General features: G+C 36.8%; 14 protein-coding genes. All 14 read left to right on the top strand.

The features are described 5' to 3' along the window. The first annotated feature begins 35 nt into the window (after nt 1–35). The 14 genes from bshC (at nt 36) to ftsZ (ending at nt 18150) form a co-directional block, all read left to right on the top strand. The gene (gene bshC, locus VIG73_RS03835; protein WP_331639209.1) at nt 36–1727 is read left to right on the top strand and encodes a bacillithiol biosynthesis cysteine-adding enzyme BshC; all 1692 of its coding nucleotides are present in this window, start codon (nt 36–38) and stop codon (nt 1725–1727) included. Nucleotides 1728–1996: 269 nt separating this feature from the next. Next, nucleotides 1997–2428, top strand: coding sequence for a division/cell wall cluster transcriptional repressor MraZ (mraZ, locus tag VIG73_RS03830; RefSeq protein ID WP_331639208.1), 432 nt, complete (start codon nt 1997–1999; stop codon nt 2426–2428). Between the two features lie 20 nt (nt 2429–2448). Continuing rightward, nucleotides 2449–3426 (top strand): 16S rRNA (cytosine(1402)-N(4))-methyltransferase RsmH, encoded by a 978-nt coding sequence (rsmH, locus tag VIG73_RS03825; protein WP_331639207.1) that lies wholly within the window; start codon nt 2449–2451, stop codon nt 3424–3426. Further along, nucleotides 3426–3791, top strand: coding sequence for a cell division protein FtsL (ftsL, locus tag VIG73_RS03820; protein WP_331639206.1), 366 nt, complete (start codon nt 3426–3428; stop codon nt 3789–3791). The genes rsmH and ftsL overlap by 1 nt, the downstream gene beginning before the upstream one ends. Before the next feature lie 16 nt (nt 3792–3807). Continuing rightward, nucleotides 3808–5985: a penicillin-binding transpeptidase domain-containing protein gene (locus VIG73_RS03815; protein WP_331639205.1), complete on the top strand. Its 2178-nt coding sequence runs from the start codon at nt 3808–3810 to the stop codon at nt 5983–5985. 79 nt (nt 5986–6064) lie between these two features. Beyond that, nucleotides 6065–7990: a stage V sporulation protein D gene (locus tag VIG73_RS03810; RefSeq protein ID WP_331639204.1), complete on the top strand. Its 1926-nt coding sequence runs from the start codon at nt 6065–6067 to the stop codon at nt 7988–7990. A gap of 118 nt (nt 7991–8108) precedes the next feature. After that, nucleotides 8109–9596, top strand: a complete 1488-nt coding sequence (locus tag VIG73_RS03805) for a UDP-N-acetylmuramoyl-L-alanyl-D-glutamate--2,6-diaminopimelate ligase (RefSeq protein ID WP_331639203.1) — start codon at nt 8109–8111, stop codon at nt 9594–9596. Further along, nucleotides 9596–10960, top strand: coding sequence for a UDP-N-acetylmuramoyl-tripeptide--D-alanyl-D-alanine ligase (locus VIG73_RS03800; RefSeq protein WP_331639202.1), 1365 nt, complete (start codon nt 9596–9598; stop codon nt 10958–10960). Before VIG73_RS03805 ends, VIG73_RS03800 begins: the two co-directional genes overlap by 1 nt. A gap of 69 nt (nt 10961–11029) precedes the next feature. Further along, nucleotides 11030–12016 (top strand): phospho-N-acetylmuramoyl-pentapeptide-transferase, encoded by a 987-nt coding sequence (mraY, locus tag VIG73_RS03795; protein ID WP_331639201.1) that lies wholly within the window; start codon nt 11030–11032, stop codon nt 12014–12016. Beyond that, nucleotides 12013–13362: a UDP-N-acetylmuramoyl-L-alanine--D-glutamate ligase gene (murD, locus tag VIG73_RS03790; protein WP_331639200.1), complete on the top strand. Its 1350-nt coding sequence runs from the start codon at nt 12013–12015 to the stop codon at nt 13360–13362. The genes mraY and murD overlap by 4 nt, the downstream gene beginning before the upstream one ends. Before the next feature lie 81 nt (nt 13363–13443). Further along, entirely contained in the window at nt 13444–14553 is a 1110-nt protein-coding gene (spoVE, locus tag VIG73_RS03785) for a stage V sporulation protein E (RefSeq protein WP_331639199.1), read from the top strand. 134 nt (nt 14554–14687) lie between these two features. Continuing rightward, complete coding sequence (locus VIG73_RS03780; protein ID WP_331639198.1) at nt 14688–15437, top strand: cell division protein FtsQ/DivIB; 750 nt, start codon at nt 14688–14690, stop codon at nt 15435–15437. Between the two features lie 194 nt (nt 15438–15631). Further along, the gene (ftsA, locus tag VIG73_RS03775; protein ID WP_331639197.1) at nt 15632–16906 is read left to right on the top strand and encodes a cell division protein FtsA; all 1275 of its coding nucleotides are present in this window, start codon (nt 15632–15634) and stop codon (nt 16904–16906) included. Between the two features lie 110 nt (nt 16907–17016). Then, on the top strand, nt 17017–18150 hold the full coding sequence (ftsZ, locus tag VIG73_RS03770) for a cell division protein FtsZ (protein ID WP_331639196.1): 1134 nt from the start codon (nt 17017–17019) through the stop codon (nt 18148–18150). Nucleotides 18151–18296: the final 146 nt, after the last annotated feature.

Here is an 18296-nt window from a genome sequence, read left to right as displayed (position 1 = left end):
ACTTCACATAGAAGCTGTTTGGATAAACATAAGACATGAAATTTCCTGAAAATTTATCTAGAATAGATGTTAATAACGATTATGAGTTAAAGGAGTTTGACTATATGCGAATCACCCCTATTAAAATTGAACAGCAAAATCAATTAATCAATGATTATCATAAAGAAAACCATCATATCCACACTTATTTTGATTACCAAGAGACGGAAGAGGATATACGAAACCGTATCGATGAATTAATGGACCGGTCATTTAAACGTAAACAGTTAGCCGATGTATTGACGGTTATGAATGAAAGATGGGGTGCGCCAGAATCAACCATACGTAATATTAACCGTTTAAGGGGGCCAGATAGTGTCGTTGTCATTGGTGGGCAGCAAGCCGGATTATTGACAGGGCCTTTATATACGATTCATAAGATCATATCAATTATTACATATGCAAAACAAAAAGAGCGTGAATATGATAGACCTGTTATTCCAGTCTTCTGGATAGCTGGTGAAGATCATGATTTTTTAGAGGTTAATCATGTTCATATGCTAAATAACGACGCTATGACAAAAGTATCACTTGATGAACAGCCGTTAAAGAAAATACCTATTTCAAACATGGCAATCGACCACGAAAAAGGTGAAAAGTGGCTGCGAGACGTATTTTCACTATTAAAAGAAACGCGATACACAAAAGGACTATACCTTGAGATGCATGAGGCGCTTCGTCAGTCGCATACATTTGTTGATTTCTTTGCGCGTGCTCTGTTCACATTAATCCAAGAGGAGGGGCTCGTTTTAGTTGATTCAGGTGCAACTGAAATAAGACAATTAGAATCAGACTACTTTGTGCAACTTATTAATAATCAAAAGGAAATTAGCACGAAAACATACATGACTCATAAACAATTATTGTACAAAGGTTATTCGATTGATTTAGACCTTGAAGAACAATCCGGTCATCTGTTTTATCATCATGAAAACGAACGCATCTTACTCTTTCGCGACGAAAAAGATAATTGGGTAGGGAAACAACATGAAGTGTCTCTATCAAATGAGGAACTTTTATTTATAGCAAAAAAGCAACCCTATTTATTAAGTAATAATGTTGTGACCCGTCCGGTGATGCAAGATCTATTATTTCCAACATTGGCTTTTATTGGCGGACCAGGTGAAATTAGTTATTGGTCTGTACTTAAAGGCGCTTTCCATGCGCTAGATATAAAGATGCCCCCAGTTATTAAACGATTATCTTTTACACTTGTAACGAATCAAGTACAAGGTAAATTGGAAAAGTATGGACTTAGCTTAATCAATGTTATTGAGAATGGTACTAATCCATATAAGCAAATGTGGTTACAATCACAAAGTTATCCACCCGTACACGAAATGTTTAAGCAGTTAAAAAATACCATTCAACATACACATCAACCAATTCATGCTGTAGCACAAGAAATACGTAAAGACTTAGGTGCGTTAGCTGAGAATAATTTACAACATATATATCGTCATATCGATTATTTGGAACAGCGAATGAATCATGTGTTGGAAGAACAGTTATCCGACGAGATGGCTGACTTTGATTATTTAATGTCGATGTTATATCCGAATCAAGGGTTTCAAGAACGGATATGGAATCCACTACCATGGCTTAATGAATATGGGATTGATCTTATCCATAATCTATTGAAGCAAAATCTATCCCTTCAGGATGAACATTATATCGTCCATTTATAACTATAAACATAACCAGCAAAGACGTTTGCTGGTTATGTTTTATTTATTCCCCACTTTATACCACTTCCGGAAAAATCATCCATAAAAACTGTAAGCTACATTGGAAAATAAGGGTTAATCATACTTTTCTCTTAATTATTTATTCGGAACTACGCCCCGATACGGCGTTTTTTATTCATTTTTTATAGGAAGTAAAAAACTTTTGGAAAAAGGGTGGAGCAATGTGGGGGATTGTGGTAAGATAAACATATGAAAGTGGGGTGGAGTCTATGTTCATGGGTGAATTCCAACATAACATTGATGCAAAAGGCAGAGTTATCGTACCTTCTAAATTTAGAGATGACTTAGGCGGTCGCTTTGTTTTAACCCGTGGACTTGACCAATGTTTATTTTCCTACCCCATGGAAGAATGGCGTGTACTGGAACAAAAATTAAAAAAATTGCCCCTAACAAAGAAAGATGCCCGTGCATTTACACGATTTTTCTTTTCGGGTGCAGTTGAATGTGAAATTGATAAGCAGGGAAGAATAAATATCCCAGCTCCATTAAGGAAATACGCTAATTTGGAAAAAGAATGTGTTGTCATTGGTGTTTCAAATCGCATTGAATTTTGGGCTAAAGATGTATGGGATGAATACGTACTTCAGTCTGAAGAATCATTTGCTGACATCGCCGAAAACTTAATGGACTTCGATATATAACGAAAAGAGCAGGTGTTATGATGTTTGAACACGAAACCGTATTACAAAAAGAAGCTGTTGCAGGTCTCAATATTAAGCCAGATGGAATCTATGTTGACTGTACGGTTGGTGGCGGTGGACATTCGATAAATATTGTAAAACAACTTAATGAAGAAGGACTTTTAATCGCCTTTGACCAGGATCGAACTGCCTTAGAAGCAGCTCGCTCTCGACTAAAAGATTATGAAAAAAACGTCTTGTTTATTCATAATAACTTCCGACATTTAGAACAAGAATTACATGATCGGCATATTTTAACAGTCGACGGCATCTTATTTGATTTAGGTGTGTCTTCCCCACAGTTTGATCAAGCAGATAGGGGATTTAGTTACCGATTTGATGCGAAATTGGATATGCGTATGAACCAGGAACAGGAGTTGTCAGCCTACGATATCATCAATACGTGGCCATACGAGAATTTGGTTCACATTTTCTTTAATTACGGTGAGGAACGATTTTCGAAACAAATTGCCCGTGAAATTGAACGTAGGCGATCAATCAATCCAATTGAAACGACAATTCAACTCGTTGACATCATTAAAGATGCGATTCCTGCTCCAGCGCGAAGAAAGGGTGGTCACCCAGCAAAACGTGTGTTTCAGGCTTTGCGCATTGCAGTAAATGATGAATTAAAAGCGTTTCGTGATGCTTTACATCAGGCGGCACGTGTGGTTGGAATAAATGGCCGCATTGCGGTTATTACATTCCATTCATTAGAAGACCGTTTATGTAAACAAGCTTTCCGCAAATGGAGTCGCCCGAAAGAAACCCCAAGACATTTACCCATCTTGCCAGAAGGATTTGAAGCACCGTTCACATTAATAACGCGTAAACCGATAGCTCCTAGTGAAGAAGAATTAAAACGAAATAAAAGGGCCCGTTCTGCTATGTTGCGCATCGTTGAAAAAAAACATCCATGGAACGACGATTTCATATATGAAGAAGGGTGGAAAAAATGATGGCTGTTAGACAAGTAAAAACCTGGGAACAAAATTATACAAGAGAATTACCTAAATCCGAACCAAAAGTCGTTATCCGACGAAAAGGCTGGGTAACAAAAGGTGAGAAGATTTTGTATGCTTTTTTTGCTGTTGTTTTTCTTTTATTCGCAGGCTATATGGTTAGTTATGCTGCATCAACAGACACCTTGAATCGTGAAATACAGACATTAGAGACGAAAGTTCAAGACCAAAAACTTAAAATTGCAAGCTTGGAGTTTGAAGTAAAAGAATTGCAACGTCCAGAACGTATCATTAATAATGCAAAGAAAAAGGGATTTAATGTTCAAAATTCTGAAGTGAAACGTGCCAATGGTTTTCAGTAATAATAGGTGAATGGATATGAAAAAAAACAAACGCACCCAAGTGGTAACGGCGATTCTGTTTTTATTCTTCACAGCTCTTTTCCTTGTATTGACTGGTCGGTTTCTCTATATTCAAGTGTCAGGAAAAGTGGGGGATGTTGACTTAAATAAATGGGCAGAAGAAAAGCGAACGGCCTCTTATAATATTCCCGCTGAAAGAGGAAAGATATTTGATAAAGATGGGAATGCGTTAGCATATGATCGACCGACATACCGCTTATACGCCAATGTGGATCAAGAACACCCTAAAAGTGTCAAGAACGTAAAAAAAACAGCCAAACAATTAGCACCGATTATTAATTTAGAAGAGAAAGAATTACGCAAACGATTAGAATCCGGATTAAACAATAAGAAAGCGAAGCAAATTGAGTTTGGTTCACATGGCCGTAAGCTGTCTGAAAAACAAAAGGATAAAATTCATGCATTAGAAATTCCTGGTATTCATTTAATGGAAGAAGCAATCCGTTATTATCCAAACGGTGATTTTGCCTCCCATGTTATTGGCTTTGCTAAAAAGGAAACAAGCAAAGAAAGTGATTATGGGACGCGGATGAAAGGGACTACAGGCATTGAAAAAGAAATGAATGAACAATTAACTGGGAAAAAAGGTCGTATTTCATATGAACGTGATTTGTTTAATAAAAAGTTAGTTGATCCTAATGAAATCGTTCAAAAACCGTTACATGGTCATCATATTTATTTAACACTTGACCAGAAAATCCAAACACTTTTGGAAGATGTGTTATCAGAAGCAGACGCGTTATACCAACCAAAACGAATGACAGCAATTGTAATGGACCCTAAAACGGGTAAAATTCTTGCATTAAGCAACCGCCCAAGTTATAACCCCAATAAACCCGTTGGGGTTGAAAATTGGTATAATGATGCTATTTCAGTGCCTTTCGAACCAGGTTCAACGATGAAGATGTTTACGTGGGCTGCAGCCATTGAAGAAGGTGTGTATAACGGATCTGAAGGATATAAATCTGGCCGTTATCGAATCAATGAGCGCATTCAACCTGTTCCTGACCATAATGGTGGGAAAGGTTGGGGAACGATTTCATATGATGAAGGTTTTCAGCGTTCTTCAAATGTGGCAACTGCAAAAATTGTATGGGAAAAACTAGGAACGGAAAAATTCCTTGACTATTTAAAAGCATTCCAATTTGACAAAGAGACGGGTATCGATTTACCAGGCGAGATGTCCGGAAAAATATTGTATAATTGGCCTTTAGAAAAAGTAACGACAGGTTTTGGACAGGGAAGTACCTTGACACCGATGCAGCAGATGAAAGCAGCAACTGCAATTGCTAATGAAGGTAAAATGATGAAACCTTATATCATTGATAAAGTTGTTAACCCAAACACCAAAACGGTTAAACAAGAAAATAAACCAGAAGTAGTTGGTGAACCGATTTCAAAAGAAACTGCTGATGCTGTCCTGGAATTACTAGAAACAGTTGTCTACGGTAAACATGGTACAGGAAAAGCATATCAATTAGAAAATTATAAGGTTGCTGGTAAAACAGGAACAGCGCAAATTCCTAACCCAAACGGTGGTGGTTACCTAAGAGGATACGGTAATAATATATACTCATTTCTCGGAATAGCTCCTGCCGATGATCCGAAACTCATGATGTATATCTCAGTGAAACAACCTAACTTGAAGAAAGCGGATGGTAGTTATGAATCCGGTTCTGCTCCACTTGCTTTTGTGTTTAAAAATGTGATGGAAAACAGCCTTCATTATTTAAATGTTGAGCCGAATCAAGAGGAAGAAGAAGGAACAAAATCTACTACACTACCAGATTTAGTTGATCAACCGGTTAAGGATATCCTAAAACTAGAGAAAGAAATAGGTTTAAAGATTAGTGTAATCGGAAAAGGGAAGAACATAGTCTCAACGAATCTGGAAAAAGATACAGAAGTTTATTCAGGTGATCACTTAATCGTCATAACAGATTCGATCGTCATGCCAAATATTATTGGATGGTCGTATCGTGATGTTCTTCAATTAGCTAATTTGCTTGAATTACAAATAGAGGTAGAAGGAAATGGTTATGTTACATCCCAGAGTATTCCTGAAGGTAAAAGGTTAACAAAGAAAGATAGATTAAAGATTGAGCTGAAACCACCAACAAAAAAGAAAAAGTAGGTAAAAGGAACAGTGTTCTAATCCGATTCACAAATTCATATAGTTGATACAAGCCTAAGTATGTAGAGGAGTTGGAGAAATGAAGCGTGTATCGACTGTCATTGTGAAGAAACGGTTAGTCACTGTTTTTCTTTTTGGCATGCTGATTTTCGGGATTGTATTATTTCGATTAGGGTATGTCCAATTTGTTTCAGGTAAGGAATTGTCCGAATTAGCTGATGAGTCATGGAGTCGAGATATCCTATTTGAACCAGAGCGGGGTCGAATTGTAGATATAAATGACGTTATTATGGGGGAAAACGTCACCGCCCCTTCAATCGTCGTCATTCCTCGCCAAGTAAAAAACAAACAGGAAACGGCAAAAAAGTTAGCTAATATTTTACATATCTCTGAATCGCGGGCTTTAGAATATGTAACGAAAAATGCGAGTACGGTAGATATACGACCTGAAGGAAAGAAGATCACAAAAGAACAGGAACAAGCTATACGCTTATTAAATATGCCCGGCATTTATTTAGCGAAGGATTCCAAGCGGCATTATCCATTTGGAAATCATCTAGCCCACGTGTTAGGTTTTACAGGGATTGATAATCAAGGCTTAATGGGCTTGGAATTATTCCACGATGAATTATTAAAAGGCAAAAAAGGTCGACTATCCTATTACTCAGATGCTAAAGGCGGTAAATTAGAAAAACATGCTGATGTCTACGAATCGCCAACTGATGGTTTAGACTTAAAAATGACGATTGATTCTCGTGTTCAAGTTATAATGGAGCGAGAACTTGATTTAGCTGAGGCGAAATACAATCCTGATGGTGCCATTGCAATTGCTGTCAATCCAAAGGACGGAAGTATTTTAGGGATGGCTTCAAGACCAACATTTCATCCAGAACAGTATCAACAAGCAGATCCAGAAGTCTATGGACGCAATCTACCTATTTGGATGACATTTGAACCTGGTTCGACTTTTAAAATAATAACACTTGCTGCAGCTTTAGAGGAGGATCTCATAGACTTAAAGAAAGATACGTATCATGATCAAGGATTTGTCAAAGTTGGTGGATCCCGTTTACGCTGCTGGAAAAGTGGTGGCCATGGCTCACAAACATTTTTAGAAGTTGTTCAAAATTCATGTAACCCAGGTTTTGTACAACTTGGTCAATTACTTGGAACAGATAAATTATTTCAATACATAGATAAATTTGGCTTCGGGTCCAAAACAGGTATTGATTTACAAGGAGAAGGAACGGGTATTTTATTTAAGCGGGAAAATATAGGCCCTGTTGAATTAGCCACAACTTCCTTTGGACAAGGTGTCTCAGTGACACCGATTCAACAAGTTATGGCTGTATCAGCAGCAATTAATGGCGGCTATCTGTATGAACCATATGTAGCTAAAGCTTGGCTTGACCCACATACTGGAAAAGAAGTAAAAACGTATAAACCTGTTTTAAAAGAACGGGTTATTTCTGACAAGACTTCTAAGGAAGTAAGAGAGGCTTTAGAGAGTGTCGTCGCAAATGGAACAGGGCGGCCTGCATATGTCGATGGATACCGTGTTGGAGGTAAAACTGGAACAGCACAGAAGGTTGGTAGGGACGGAAGATACATGGCTAATAATCATATCGTTTCCTTTATCGGCTTTGCACCAAGTGATGACCCGGAAATTGTCGTCTATGTGGCAATTGATAACCCTAAAGGAACGGTTCAGTTTGGTGGCGTTGTCGCTGCACCAATTGTCGGTCAGATTATAGAAGATAGTTTAAGTGTATTAGGAGTCGAACGTAGAAAAGATGGATTAGAAAAGAAAACTCAATGGCCAGATGTACCGAAAGTTAAAGTCCCGGATTTTAAAGGAAAGCGAACAGACGAATTGATGACCTATTTAACGAATCTTACCCTTGAAATCGAGGGGGAAGGGGATATTATTTTAGATCAGTCGCCAGAAGCAGGTGTAATGGTCGAACAAGGGTCTACTATTAGACTTTACGTTAGTGAAGAATAGGCTTACTCGTTACATAAAACAATCGAGATTATCGTATGAGTTTGATATAATAATTGAAGTGTCATTCGGACCATTTATTGAATATTAAATTAGAGCTATAGATAGGATGTTGTGATAAATGAAATTAATTAATCTGCTTGAAAGTCTAGCTTTTTATCGGACAACACGACCAATCGATCATCATTTGGAAATAGCAGCTATTGAAGTTGATTCTCGTAAAGTGTCGCCAGGCTCGCTATTTGTTTGCATAAAGGGATTTACTGTAGATGGACATGATTTTGTAAAGGAAGCACTTGACAATGGAGCATCGGCAATTATTGCTGAAAAAGAAATGACACTTCCTGAGTCAGTTCCAGTTATTTATGTATCAGACACCAAGCGTGCTCTAGCGATGCTAGCTGTCCGTTTTTATCAGCAACCCACAAAGGAATTACAATTAATTGGAATCACTGGAACAAATGGAAAAACGACAATCACATATTTATTAGAAACGATTTTTAAAGCTAATCAACGTCGAACAGGTGTAATTGGTACCATTCAAATGAAAATTAATGATCAAACGATTGAAACAAACAATACGACACCAGACGCTCTTAATTTACAGAAAGTTTTCCGTCAGATGAGTGACGAGAACGTGGATATAGCGATGATGGAAGTGTCATCACATGCCCTGGATCAGGGCAGGGTTTTTGGGTGTCATTTTGATACAGCAATTTATACAAACTTGTCACAAGACCATCTAGATTATCATAAAGATATGGATGACTACTTACGTGCCAAGTCATTACTTTTTTCACAATTAGGTAATCATTACCAATCGGATCAGAAACAATTTGCCATTATTAATGAAGATGATGCTGCAAGTGGGTTATTAAAGAAAAGCACGGCTCAGCATGTCATCACTTATGGCTACCGTAATCATGCTGATATTATGGCGAAAAATGTTGAATTACATATTGACCATACGTCATTCCAACTTGATACACCAGTTGGTACAATTGACATTAAGAGCCGCTTAATCGGCTTGTTTAACGTATATAATATGTTAGCAGCAGCAAGTGCTGCCATTTGTCACCATGTTTCATTACAAACGATTAAAGAAGCGTTGGAAAGTATGACAGGTGTAGATGGACGTTTTGAACCTGTTGTAGCAGGGCAAGATTTCGGGGTGATTGTTGATTACGCACACACGCCTGATTCATTAGAAAATGTGTTAACAACGATTCAAGAGTTTGCGAATAAAAGAATAGCGGTTGTCGTGGGGTGTGGGGGAGACCGTGACCGGTCAAAACGACCACTCATGGCGCAAATTGCTGTTAAATATGCCGATGAAGCTATTTTTACATCAGATAATCCGCGTACAGAAGACCCAGATCGCATTATTGAAGATATGATTCAAGGATTAAATCCAGATGAAACGAATTATACTGTCATTGTCGACCGTAAAAAGGCGATAGATTATGCCATTCAAAAAGCAGATTCTGCTGATATTGTACTTATTGCAGGAAAAGGACATGAAACATATCAACAAATTGGAACTGAAAAGATTCATTTTGATGATAGAGAAATTGCCACAGAGGCTATTAAACATAAGGGGAATCGCTAATGTTGTTTACAATCCACGACTTAATACAGTTATTTCCAAATATTAATGAGGATATTGAAAAAAATACGGCTATTCAATCCGTTTCGACAGATAGCCGTCAAGATATATCAGATTCATTGTTTGTTCCTATCATTGGGGAGACTTTTGACGGTCATGATTATCTTCTGGATGCAATTGCGAATGGAGCCATTGCGGCATTATGGGAACAATCAAAAAAAATTCCAGCATCTTTACCAAATGGATTCCCGTTATTTTTAGTTGATGATACGATAAGCGCTTTACAACAACTTAGTCAATATTATCGCAGAAAAATAAATCCATTTGTTATAGGTATTACGGGGTCTAACGGAAAGACAACGACCAAGGATCTTGTTGGTAACATTCTTAGCACGACATATAAAACACATGTCACGGAAGGAAACTTTAATAACCATATTGGTCTTCCTTTAACAATATTGTCAATGCCACATGATACAAAGATGCTTGTTTTAGAAATGGGAATGAGTCATGCGGGGGAGATCGCCTTATTATCGAACATTGCTGAACCAGATGTGGCGATCATAACAAATATAGGAGAATCACATATTGAGTACTTAGGTTCACGTGAAAATATCGCAAAAGCTAAATTAGAAGTACTCATCGGATTAAAAGATAAAGGTCTATTAATAGTTGATGGCGACGAACCTCTCCTAGCGGTTAAAAACATATCACATCCGTGCGTAAGTATTGGTACGACAGGGAAAGCAGATATGTCGATTAAAGATATAAAATTGACAAAAAATGGAACTGATTTTACCATCGACCAGAAAGCATATCATATCCCGCTTTACGGGATACACCATGCTAAAAATGCAGCATATGCGATTGTTTTAGGGAAACATTTAAACATCGATGAACATACAATTAAAAAGGCCCTCCATCATCCTAATATCACTCGTATGCGTTTTGAAATGATTAAAGGTATAAATAATGTCACACTAATTAATGATGCCTATAATGCTTCACCAACATCGATGAAAGCCTCAATAGAGGTAATGAAACAGTTACAGGGTTATAAAGAAAAGGTCCTTGTTCTAGGAGATATGTTTGAATTAGGCGCTGAACAAGAAGAATGGCATCGTTCAGTGGCTCATGTGATTGATGAAGACATTGATGCACTCTTTACAATTGGAGAGTATGCACATATGATAGGTGAGGAAGTAAAAAAACAAAGAAAACAAACAGCATGTTTTCAAGTAGAATCACCACATACATTCCTTGAACAAATGAAACCATTTGTACACAAGGATGCCCTTATCTTATTTAAAGCATCGCGTGGTATGCAATTAGAAGTTTGGATGAAGCGTTTATTAATAGAGGAATAAAAAAGCATAATAGCGATGAATAAAGGATGCATTTATCATTTGGACGGTTATTTGTAAGGAGGAAGTATATTGAATATATCGGTATTAATTATAACGATCTTAATAGGATTTCTGATTACCGTCCTTTTATCACCAGTATTTATTCCATTTTTAAGACGTTTAAAATTTGGACAAAGTATACGGGAAGAAGGACCACAATCACATATGAAAAAGACGGGGACTCCAACAATGGGAGGAATCGTCATTGTATTTAGTATTGTTTTAACATCACTTATTATGACTTATAAATTTACTGGAAAATTTGGATCCTACGAACTATGGCTATTATTGTTTGTACTTATTGGTTATGGTTTACTCGGTTTTCTAGATGATTTTATTAAAGTGGCAATGAAGCGTAACCTTGGCTTAACCTCAAAGCAAAAAATGCTAGGTCAAATCGTTATTGCTTTAGTTTTCTATTTCATATTACGCTCACAAGATTTTTCAACAACCATCCATATTCCTGGAACAACGATTGAATGGGAATTAGGATGGGGCTATGCATTTCTGATTATCTTTATGTTAGTTGGTTCATCGAATGCCGTTAATTTGACAGATGGTCTAGATGGGCTACTAGCAGGTACGGCGGCGATTGCGTTTGGGACTTATGGAATCTTAGCGTGGCAAACATCACTTCATAGTGAAATAACGATATTCACGCTATCTGTAGTAGGTGCTTTACTTGGTTTTTTAGTTTTTAATGCTCACCCAGCTAAAGTTTTTATGGGAGATACGGGTTCATTAGCACTTGGAGGCGCTATTGCTGCTATTGCGATTCTAACAAAATTGGAAATCCTCCTCGTCATCATCGGCGGTGTGTTTGTCATTGAAACATTATCTGTCATTATTCAAGTGATATCGTTTAAGACGACAGGAAAAAGAGTCTTCAAAATGAGCCCACTACATCATCATTATGAGTTATTAGGATGGTCAGAATGGCGCGTCGTGACAACATTTTGGATGGTTGGGTTACTCTTCTCAGCTCTCGGAATTTATATTGAGGTGTGGCTAGGATGAATACATTATCTGAATTTCCTTATACACATGTGCTCGTACTAGGATTGGCAAAAAGTGGGACTGCAGCAACAACGATTTTATTAGCTAATGATCGTCACGTTCGAGTCAATGACTTAGGAACGAAGGAAGATAATCCAGGTGTTAAAAAGCTTAAACGGCTTGGAGCAGAAGTTGTCGTTGGCTCTCACCCCTTATCAGTTTTGGACGGCATTGAAGTTATAATTAAAAACCCTGGTATTCCCTATTCTAATCCGATTTTACGAGAAGCTTATAAACGCAACATTCCGATTTTTACTGAAATCGAATTGGCGAGTTATTTAGCAAAAGACCGTATTATTGGAATTACGGGGTCTAATGGTAAGACAACAACAACAACCTTAATTACAAATATGCTTCTCAGTAGTAAGCAAAAGGTAAAGGTAGCAGGAAATATCGGAACGGTAGCATCTGAAGTCGCAACAGATTTAAAAGCTGATGAGCAGCTTGTCCTTGAGTTATCATCCTTTCAACTTATGGGAATTGATACATTCAAACCGAAAATTTCTGTGCTTTTAAATATATTTGAAGCTCATCTTGATTATCATGAAACGATGAAAAATTATATTCAGGCTAAGGCGAATATCATTAAAAATCAAAATGAATCCGATTATTTTGTTTATAATGCTGATGATCCAGTCGTTAATCAAATAGCGAGCAAAGTTCGTTCGATAAAAGTACCTTTTTCACTTGAAAAACGATTAACTAATGGGGCATGGTTGGATGAAACGAGTGTTTATTTTAAAACAGAAAAGATAATTGACAGAAAAGAAATTGTACTGGTTGGTTCTCATAATATGGCAAATATATTAGCAGCAATAAGTACAGCTATGATTGCTGGAGCTACGGTTAGTGGTATTAATCAAGTTTTAAAAACATTTACCGGTGTTAAACATCGCCTGCAATATGTTACTGAAGTCAATGGACGTGCCTTTTACAATGATTCTAAAGCGACAAATGTTTTAGCAACCGAAAAAGCTCTTGCATCATTTACAAAGCCGACTATTTTACTTGCTGGTGGTCTTGATCGTGGCAATGAATTTTCTGCTCTGATACCATATTTAAACAATGTAAAGGCATTGCTATTATTTGGAGAAACAAAAGAAAAGTTAGCTCGAATTGGTAAAGAGGCTGGAATTCAAGTTATCCAGTTTGCTGAGAATGTAGAAGATGCGACTGAACTGGCATACAATGTATCAGATGAAGGTGATGTTATTCTCCTCTCTCCGGCATGTGCAAGTTGGGATCAATATAAAACATTTGAACAAAGAGGTGACATGTTTATACAAGCCGTGCATAAATTGAAGTAGGGGCTTGTTTAACATTGTTACACAAAATATATATATAGAAAAACATGCCCCAATACCATATGAGGTGAGGGGTGTTTTCTTTTGTTACGAAAAGAATCTGTTAAAGGTCATCCAGACTATATATTACTCATTGTTATTATTTCTCTACTACTCCTAGGTATAATTATGGTTTTTACATCATCATATATTTGGGCGGAATATAAATATGAAGATATGTTTTTCTTTGTAAAACGTCAACTTTTATTTGCTTCAGTCGGTGTCATTGGTATGATTATTATCATGTCAATACCGTATCATTTTTGGATTGTATATTCGAAAGTCATCTTATTAGCATGTTTTTTCTTACTGATTATTGTATTAATACCAGGAATCGGAATGATACGTGGTGGAGCACAGAGTTGGATTGGAGTAGGTGCATTTAGTATTCAACCATCAGAGTTTGTTAAACTGGGATTAATCATGTTTTTATCGATGAAGCTGGCTAAAAACAAAAAACAAATTACCTCCTTTAGGAAAGGCTTTTTACCACTATTGTTATTAATTTTCGCCGTATTTGGTTTAATCATGTTACAACCAGATTTAGGAACGGGTGTTGTCCTTGTTTTAACATGTATGGTGTTGTTATTTGTCGGAGGTGCGCGCATTCTACATTTTATGGGGATTGCTCTTATAGGCATTGTTGCCTTTATTTTATTAATTTTATCAGCACCTTATCGTATAAGTCGTATTACTGCTTTTTTAAATCCTTGGGAAGACCCATTAGGTGATGGTTTTCAAATCATACAATCCTTATATGCTCTTGGTCCAGGTGGACTAATGGGAACAGGTCTTGGAAATAGCTTGCAGAAGTACTTTTATTTACCAGAACCACAAACAGACTTCATCTTCGCTATTTTAGGGGAGGAATTGGGTTTTATTGGTGGAGGCTTTGTCATCTGTTTATTTGCGATGTTTTTTTGGCGTGGTATAAAAATCGCTCTCGAATCACCCGATCATTTTGGGAGATATTTAGCTTTAGGAATTGTTAGTTTAGTAACGATTCAAACACTTATTAATATCAGTGTCGTGATTGGGTTAATTCCAGTTACTGGTATTACATTACCTTATTTAAGTTATGGGGGATCCTCTCTCACTCTAACACTTTGCTCCTCTGGAATTCTTTTAAATATTAGTAAAATGACTCGTCACTAGATTCACTAAAATAATTTACATGTATTTTAAAGAAACTTAGGGACAGTACTATCTGTTTCATACCATGTTATGTTATAATTCAGTTAACAAAGGAATATCTTTGTAAAATTTTTTATACGAGGGAAGAAATGAAGATGGAAGATAAAAAAGTTGTTTCAATCGAGGATCACATCCCTAAATTGAAACAAGCACGAAAGAAAAAAGCGAATAGACGTCTCATTTTTTACCTTTTTACTTTCTTTTTTTTAGTCACAATAATTGTCTATTTACAAACCCCATTAAGTGACATTAAAACAATTTCCATTCATGGGATTGATTTACTTGAAGAAGAAGAGGTTTTTGAATTAAGTGGTCTTGAAATATCACAAAATATATGGTCAATTAATAAAGGTAAAATCAAGAAAACATTAGAAAAGCATCCTTTAGTAAAGGAAGCGCATATTAAGCGCCAATTACCTTGGCAAATAACAGTTGATATAACGGAATACCTACATATTGGTTATGTCAAAAAGAGAGAAAGCTTTTATCCAGTTCTTGGAAATGGTACGGTAATAGAAGAAAAGAAAAACAGCCATATTCGTGGAGATGCACCTTTGCTCGTTAATTTTAAAGAAAATGAGCACTTGGAAAATATGGCACAAGAACTTGGAAAACTCCCTAAAGCAATTACCCACTTAATTTCAGAAATTCATTGGGAACCATCAGAAAAAAATAAACATAAAGTTATCTTGTATATGAATGATGGCTACACTGTATCAGCAACAATCCGTGATTTCTCCAAGAAAATGGAATTATATCCGTCTATTGTTTCCCAAATCGAAGAAGGTAAACAAGGAATGATTCATATTGGTGTTGGTACATATTTTGAAGAATATAGGAATTAATACCTATAATATTATCTTTAATTCTAATAAAAAGACTGATTTAATTCATTATAAAAGATTTGTAGTGCAAATATCATAGATATATATTTATTTTTTGGTCAAAGTCCTTTAATATAGGATAATAAAGGATTATATGTATTATATAGAACATCTGGGAAACTAAACAGATGCTGATAGGTCGGAGGTGCCTTGTTTTGGATAATAATGAAATCTTAGTAAGCCTTGATATTGGTACATCAAATATAAAAGTTATAATTGGAGAACTAATGAATGATTCCTTAAACATCATTGGAGTAGGTACAGCCCCATCTAATGGAATGAAAAAAGGAGCCATCGTTGATATTGAAGAGACGGTTCAATCCATTCGAAATGCTGTTGAACAAGCAGAGCGCATGGTTGGAATGAAAATTGAAAGTGCTGTTATTGGAATAAGTGGAAATCACATTCAATTACAACCTTGTCATGGTGTTGTAGCTGTTCAAAGTGAAGACCGTGAAATTGGTGATGAAGATGTCGCACGTGTCATTGAAGGAGCACAAGTGATTTCCATTCCGCCAGAACGGGAAATTATTGACGTGATTCCAGAGCAGTTTATTGTTGATGGATTAGAAGACATCACTGATCCGCGAGGCATGATTGGTGTTCGTCTCGAAATGGAAGGTACGATTATTACGTGCTCAAAAACGATTTTACATAATACACTAAAATGTGTAGAACGAGCAAATTTACAGGTTGCGGATATTGTTTTACAACCTCTAGCAGCAGGTGAAATAGCTCTATCCAAAGATGAGAAAAATCTTGGTGTTGCTTTAATTGATGTTGGTGGAGGCTGTACAACTGTATCTGTCTTTGAGAATGAACATCTCGTATCGACAAGCGTCGTTCCACTAGGTGGCGACAATATAACGAAAGACTTATCAATTGGTTTACGTACAACAACAGATGAGGCCGAAGAAATAAAAATTAACCATGGACATGCTTTTTATGAGGATGCCCGTGATGATGAAGTCTTTAAAGCGACAATTATTGGTAGTGATCGCCAAGAATCTTTTAATCAAATAGATATTGCTGATATCATTGAAGCTAGATTAGAAGAAATCTATGCTTATGCTATTAGGGAAATTAGAAGAATGGGCTATGATCATCTGCCTGGCGGATATGTGTTAACAGGCGGAACGATGAAAATGCCTGGTGTATTAGAACTAGCACAAGATATTTTTCAAGCGAATGTAAGAATTGCTATTTCAGATTATATAGGTGTTAGAGAACCACAGTATACAGCAGGGGTCGGCATCTTGCAATTTGCATATAAGAATGCGAAAATACAAGGAAAAGAATTATTTCCCGCTGTTATTATTACGGCTCAGGAAGGACCTAAAAAAAGAGTTCGAAAACAAGAAACAACGACCAAAAAAGCTGACAAGAAAAAAACCGGAATAGCTAATTTCTTTAAGAGTTTTTTCGAATAAGGCAAAGATCATGCCTCTTGGGGCTTGAACTCCTATTCGTATCGAGCAACGATGAAACAGTCATTTTTAAAGCGAATGGTGTAACTTTTGCATATTAGGAGGAAAAGATTATGTTGGACTTTGATATGAACATGGACCAATTAGCAACTATAAAAGTAATCGGCGTTGGTGGTGGTGGAAACAATGCCGTTAATCGGATGATTGAACATGGTGTTGAAGGCGTTGAATTTATTGCTGTGAATACAGATGCTCAAGCATTAAATCTATCAAAAGCCGAATTAAAATTACAAATCGGCACTAAATTGACTAGAGGTCTTGGTGCGGGTGCTAATCCAGAAGTAGGTAAAAAAGCTGCAGAAGAAAGCCGTGAACAAATTGAAGAAGCTTTGCAAGGGGCAGATATGATTTTTGTAACAGCTGGTATGGGTGGTGGAACAGGAACAGGTGCCGCACCTATTATTGCCCAAATTTCAAAAGAAATCGGTGCGTTAACTGTTGGTGTCGTAACGAGGCCTTTCTCATTTGAAGGAAGGAGACGTTCTACTCAAGCTATTGCAGGAATCGATGCCTTGAAAAAAGCAGTCGATACATTAATCGTTATTCCAAATGATCGTTTATTAGAAATTGTAGATAAAAACACACCGATGTTAGAAGCATTCCGAGAAGCTGACAATGTATTACGTCAAGGTGTCCAAGGTATCTCTGACTTAATTGCGAAACCAGGATTAATTAACGTTGATTTTGCTGACGTTAAAACAATTATGTATGATAAAGGTTCCGCTTTAATGGGAATAGGGGTAGCTACTGGTGAGAATCGGGCTACAGAAGCTGCCAAAAAAGCTATTTCATCTCCGCTTTTAGAAACATCCATCGACGGGGCACATGGTATTTTAATGAATATCACAGGTGGCATGAATTTAAGTTTATATGAAGTACAAGAAGCTGCTGATCTTGTCACAACTGCGGCAGACGAGGAAGTAAACGTGATATTCGGATCCGTTATTAATGAAAGTTTAAAAGACGAAATCATTGTAACTGTTATTGCTACAGGATTTGATGAGGCTAAACGCGAACAACCACCTGTTCGGAAAAGACCGACAAGAAGTCAACAGCAAATAGCTGCAACGAAAGAAGAAGAACCACAAGTAGAAGAACATACGTCAAATCAACATGTCAAACAGGAAGAGGATATCTTAGACATTCCGACTTTTTTAAGAAATCGCAACCGTAACCGTAATCGTTAATTATATGAATTAAGCAGGCAATCACGTGTTAAACACGTATGATTGCCTGCTTTTTTAATTCCGACAATATTCTAGAAAACATGTTCAAATTAGCTGGTTATCTCGTACAAAAACTGACAGTCTTTTTATTTTATATCAGCTATACT

Origin of the sequence: Cerasibacillus sp. (genome assembly GCF_036516575.1) — a bacterium.
In the GTDB taxonomy this organism is placed as follows: domain Bacteria; phylum Bacillota; class Bacilli; order Bacillales; family Amphibacillaceae; genus Cerasibacillus.
Note: the sequence above shows the minus strand (reverse complement) of the source record. Positions and strands in the feature narration are given on the sequence as shown.

Bases quoted from the DNA above. Each gene is read 5' to 3' on its own strand.
- murD (WP_331639200.1), top strand. From the start codon at position 12,013: ATGAATACATTATCTGAATTTCCTTATACACATGTGCTCGTACTAGGA.
- ftsL (WP_331639206.1), top strand. From the start codon at position 3,426: ATGGCTGTTAGACAAGTAAAAACCTGGGAACAAAATTATACAAGAGAA.
- VIG73_RS03780 (WP_331639198.1), top strand. From the start codon at position 14,688: ATGGAAGATAAAAAAGTTGTTTCAATCGAGGATCACATCCCTAAATTG.
- mraZ (WP_331639208.1), top strand. From the start codon at position 1,997: ATGTTCATGGGTGAATTCCAACATAACATTGATGCAAAAGGCAGAGTT.
- bshC (WP_331639209.1), top strand. From the start codon at position 36: ATGAAATTTCCTGAAAATTTATCTAGAATAGATGTTAATAACGATTAT.
- VIG73_RS03815 (WP_331639205.1), top strand. From the start codon at position 3,808: ATGAAAAAAAACAAACGCACCCAAGTGGTAACGGCGATTCTGTTTTTA.
- VIG73_RS03805 (WP_331639203.1), top strand. From the start codon at position 8,109: ATGAAATTAATTAATCTGCTTGAAAGTCTAGCTTTTTATCGGACAACA.
- VIG73_RS03800 (WP_331639202.1), top strand. From the start codon at position 9,596: ATGTTGTTTACAATCCACGACTTAATACAGTTATTTCCAAATATTAAT.
- VIG73_RS03810 (WP_331639204.1), top strand. From the start codon at position 6,065: ATGAAGCGTGTATCGACTGTCATTGTGAAGAAACGGTTAGTCACTGTT.
- ftsZ (WP_331639196.1), top strand. From the start codon at position 17,017: ATGTTGGACTTTGATATGAACATGGACCAATTAGCAACTATAAAAGTA.
- rsmH (WP_331639207.1), top strand. From the start codon at position 2,449: ATGTTTGAACACGAAACCGTATTACAAAAAGAAGCTGTTGCAGGTCTC.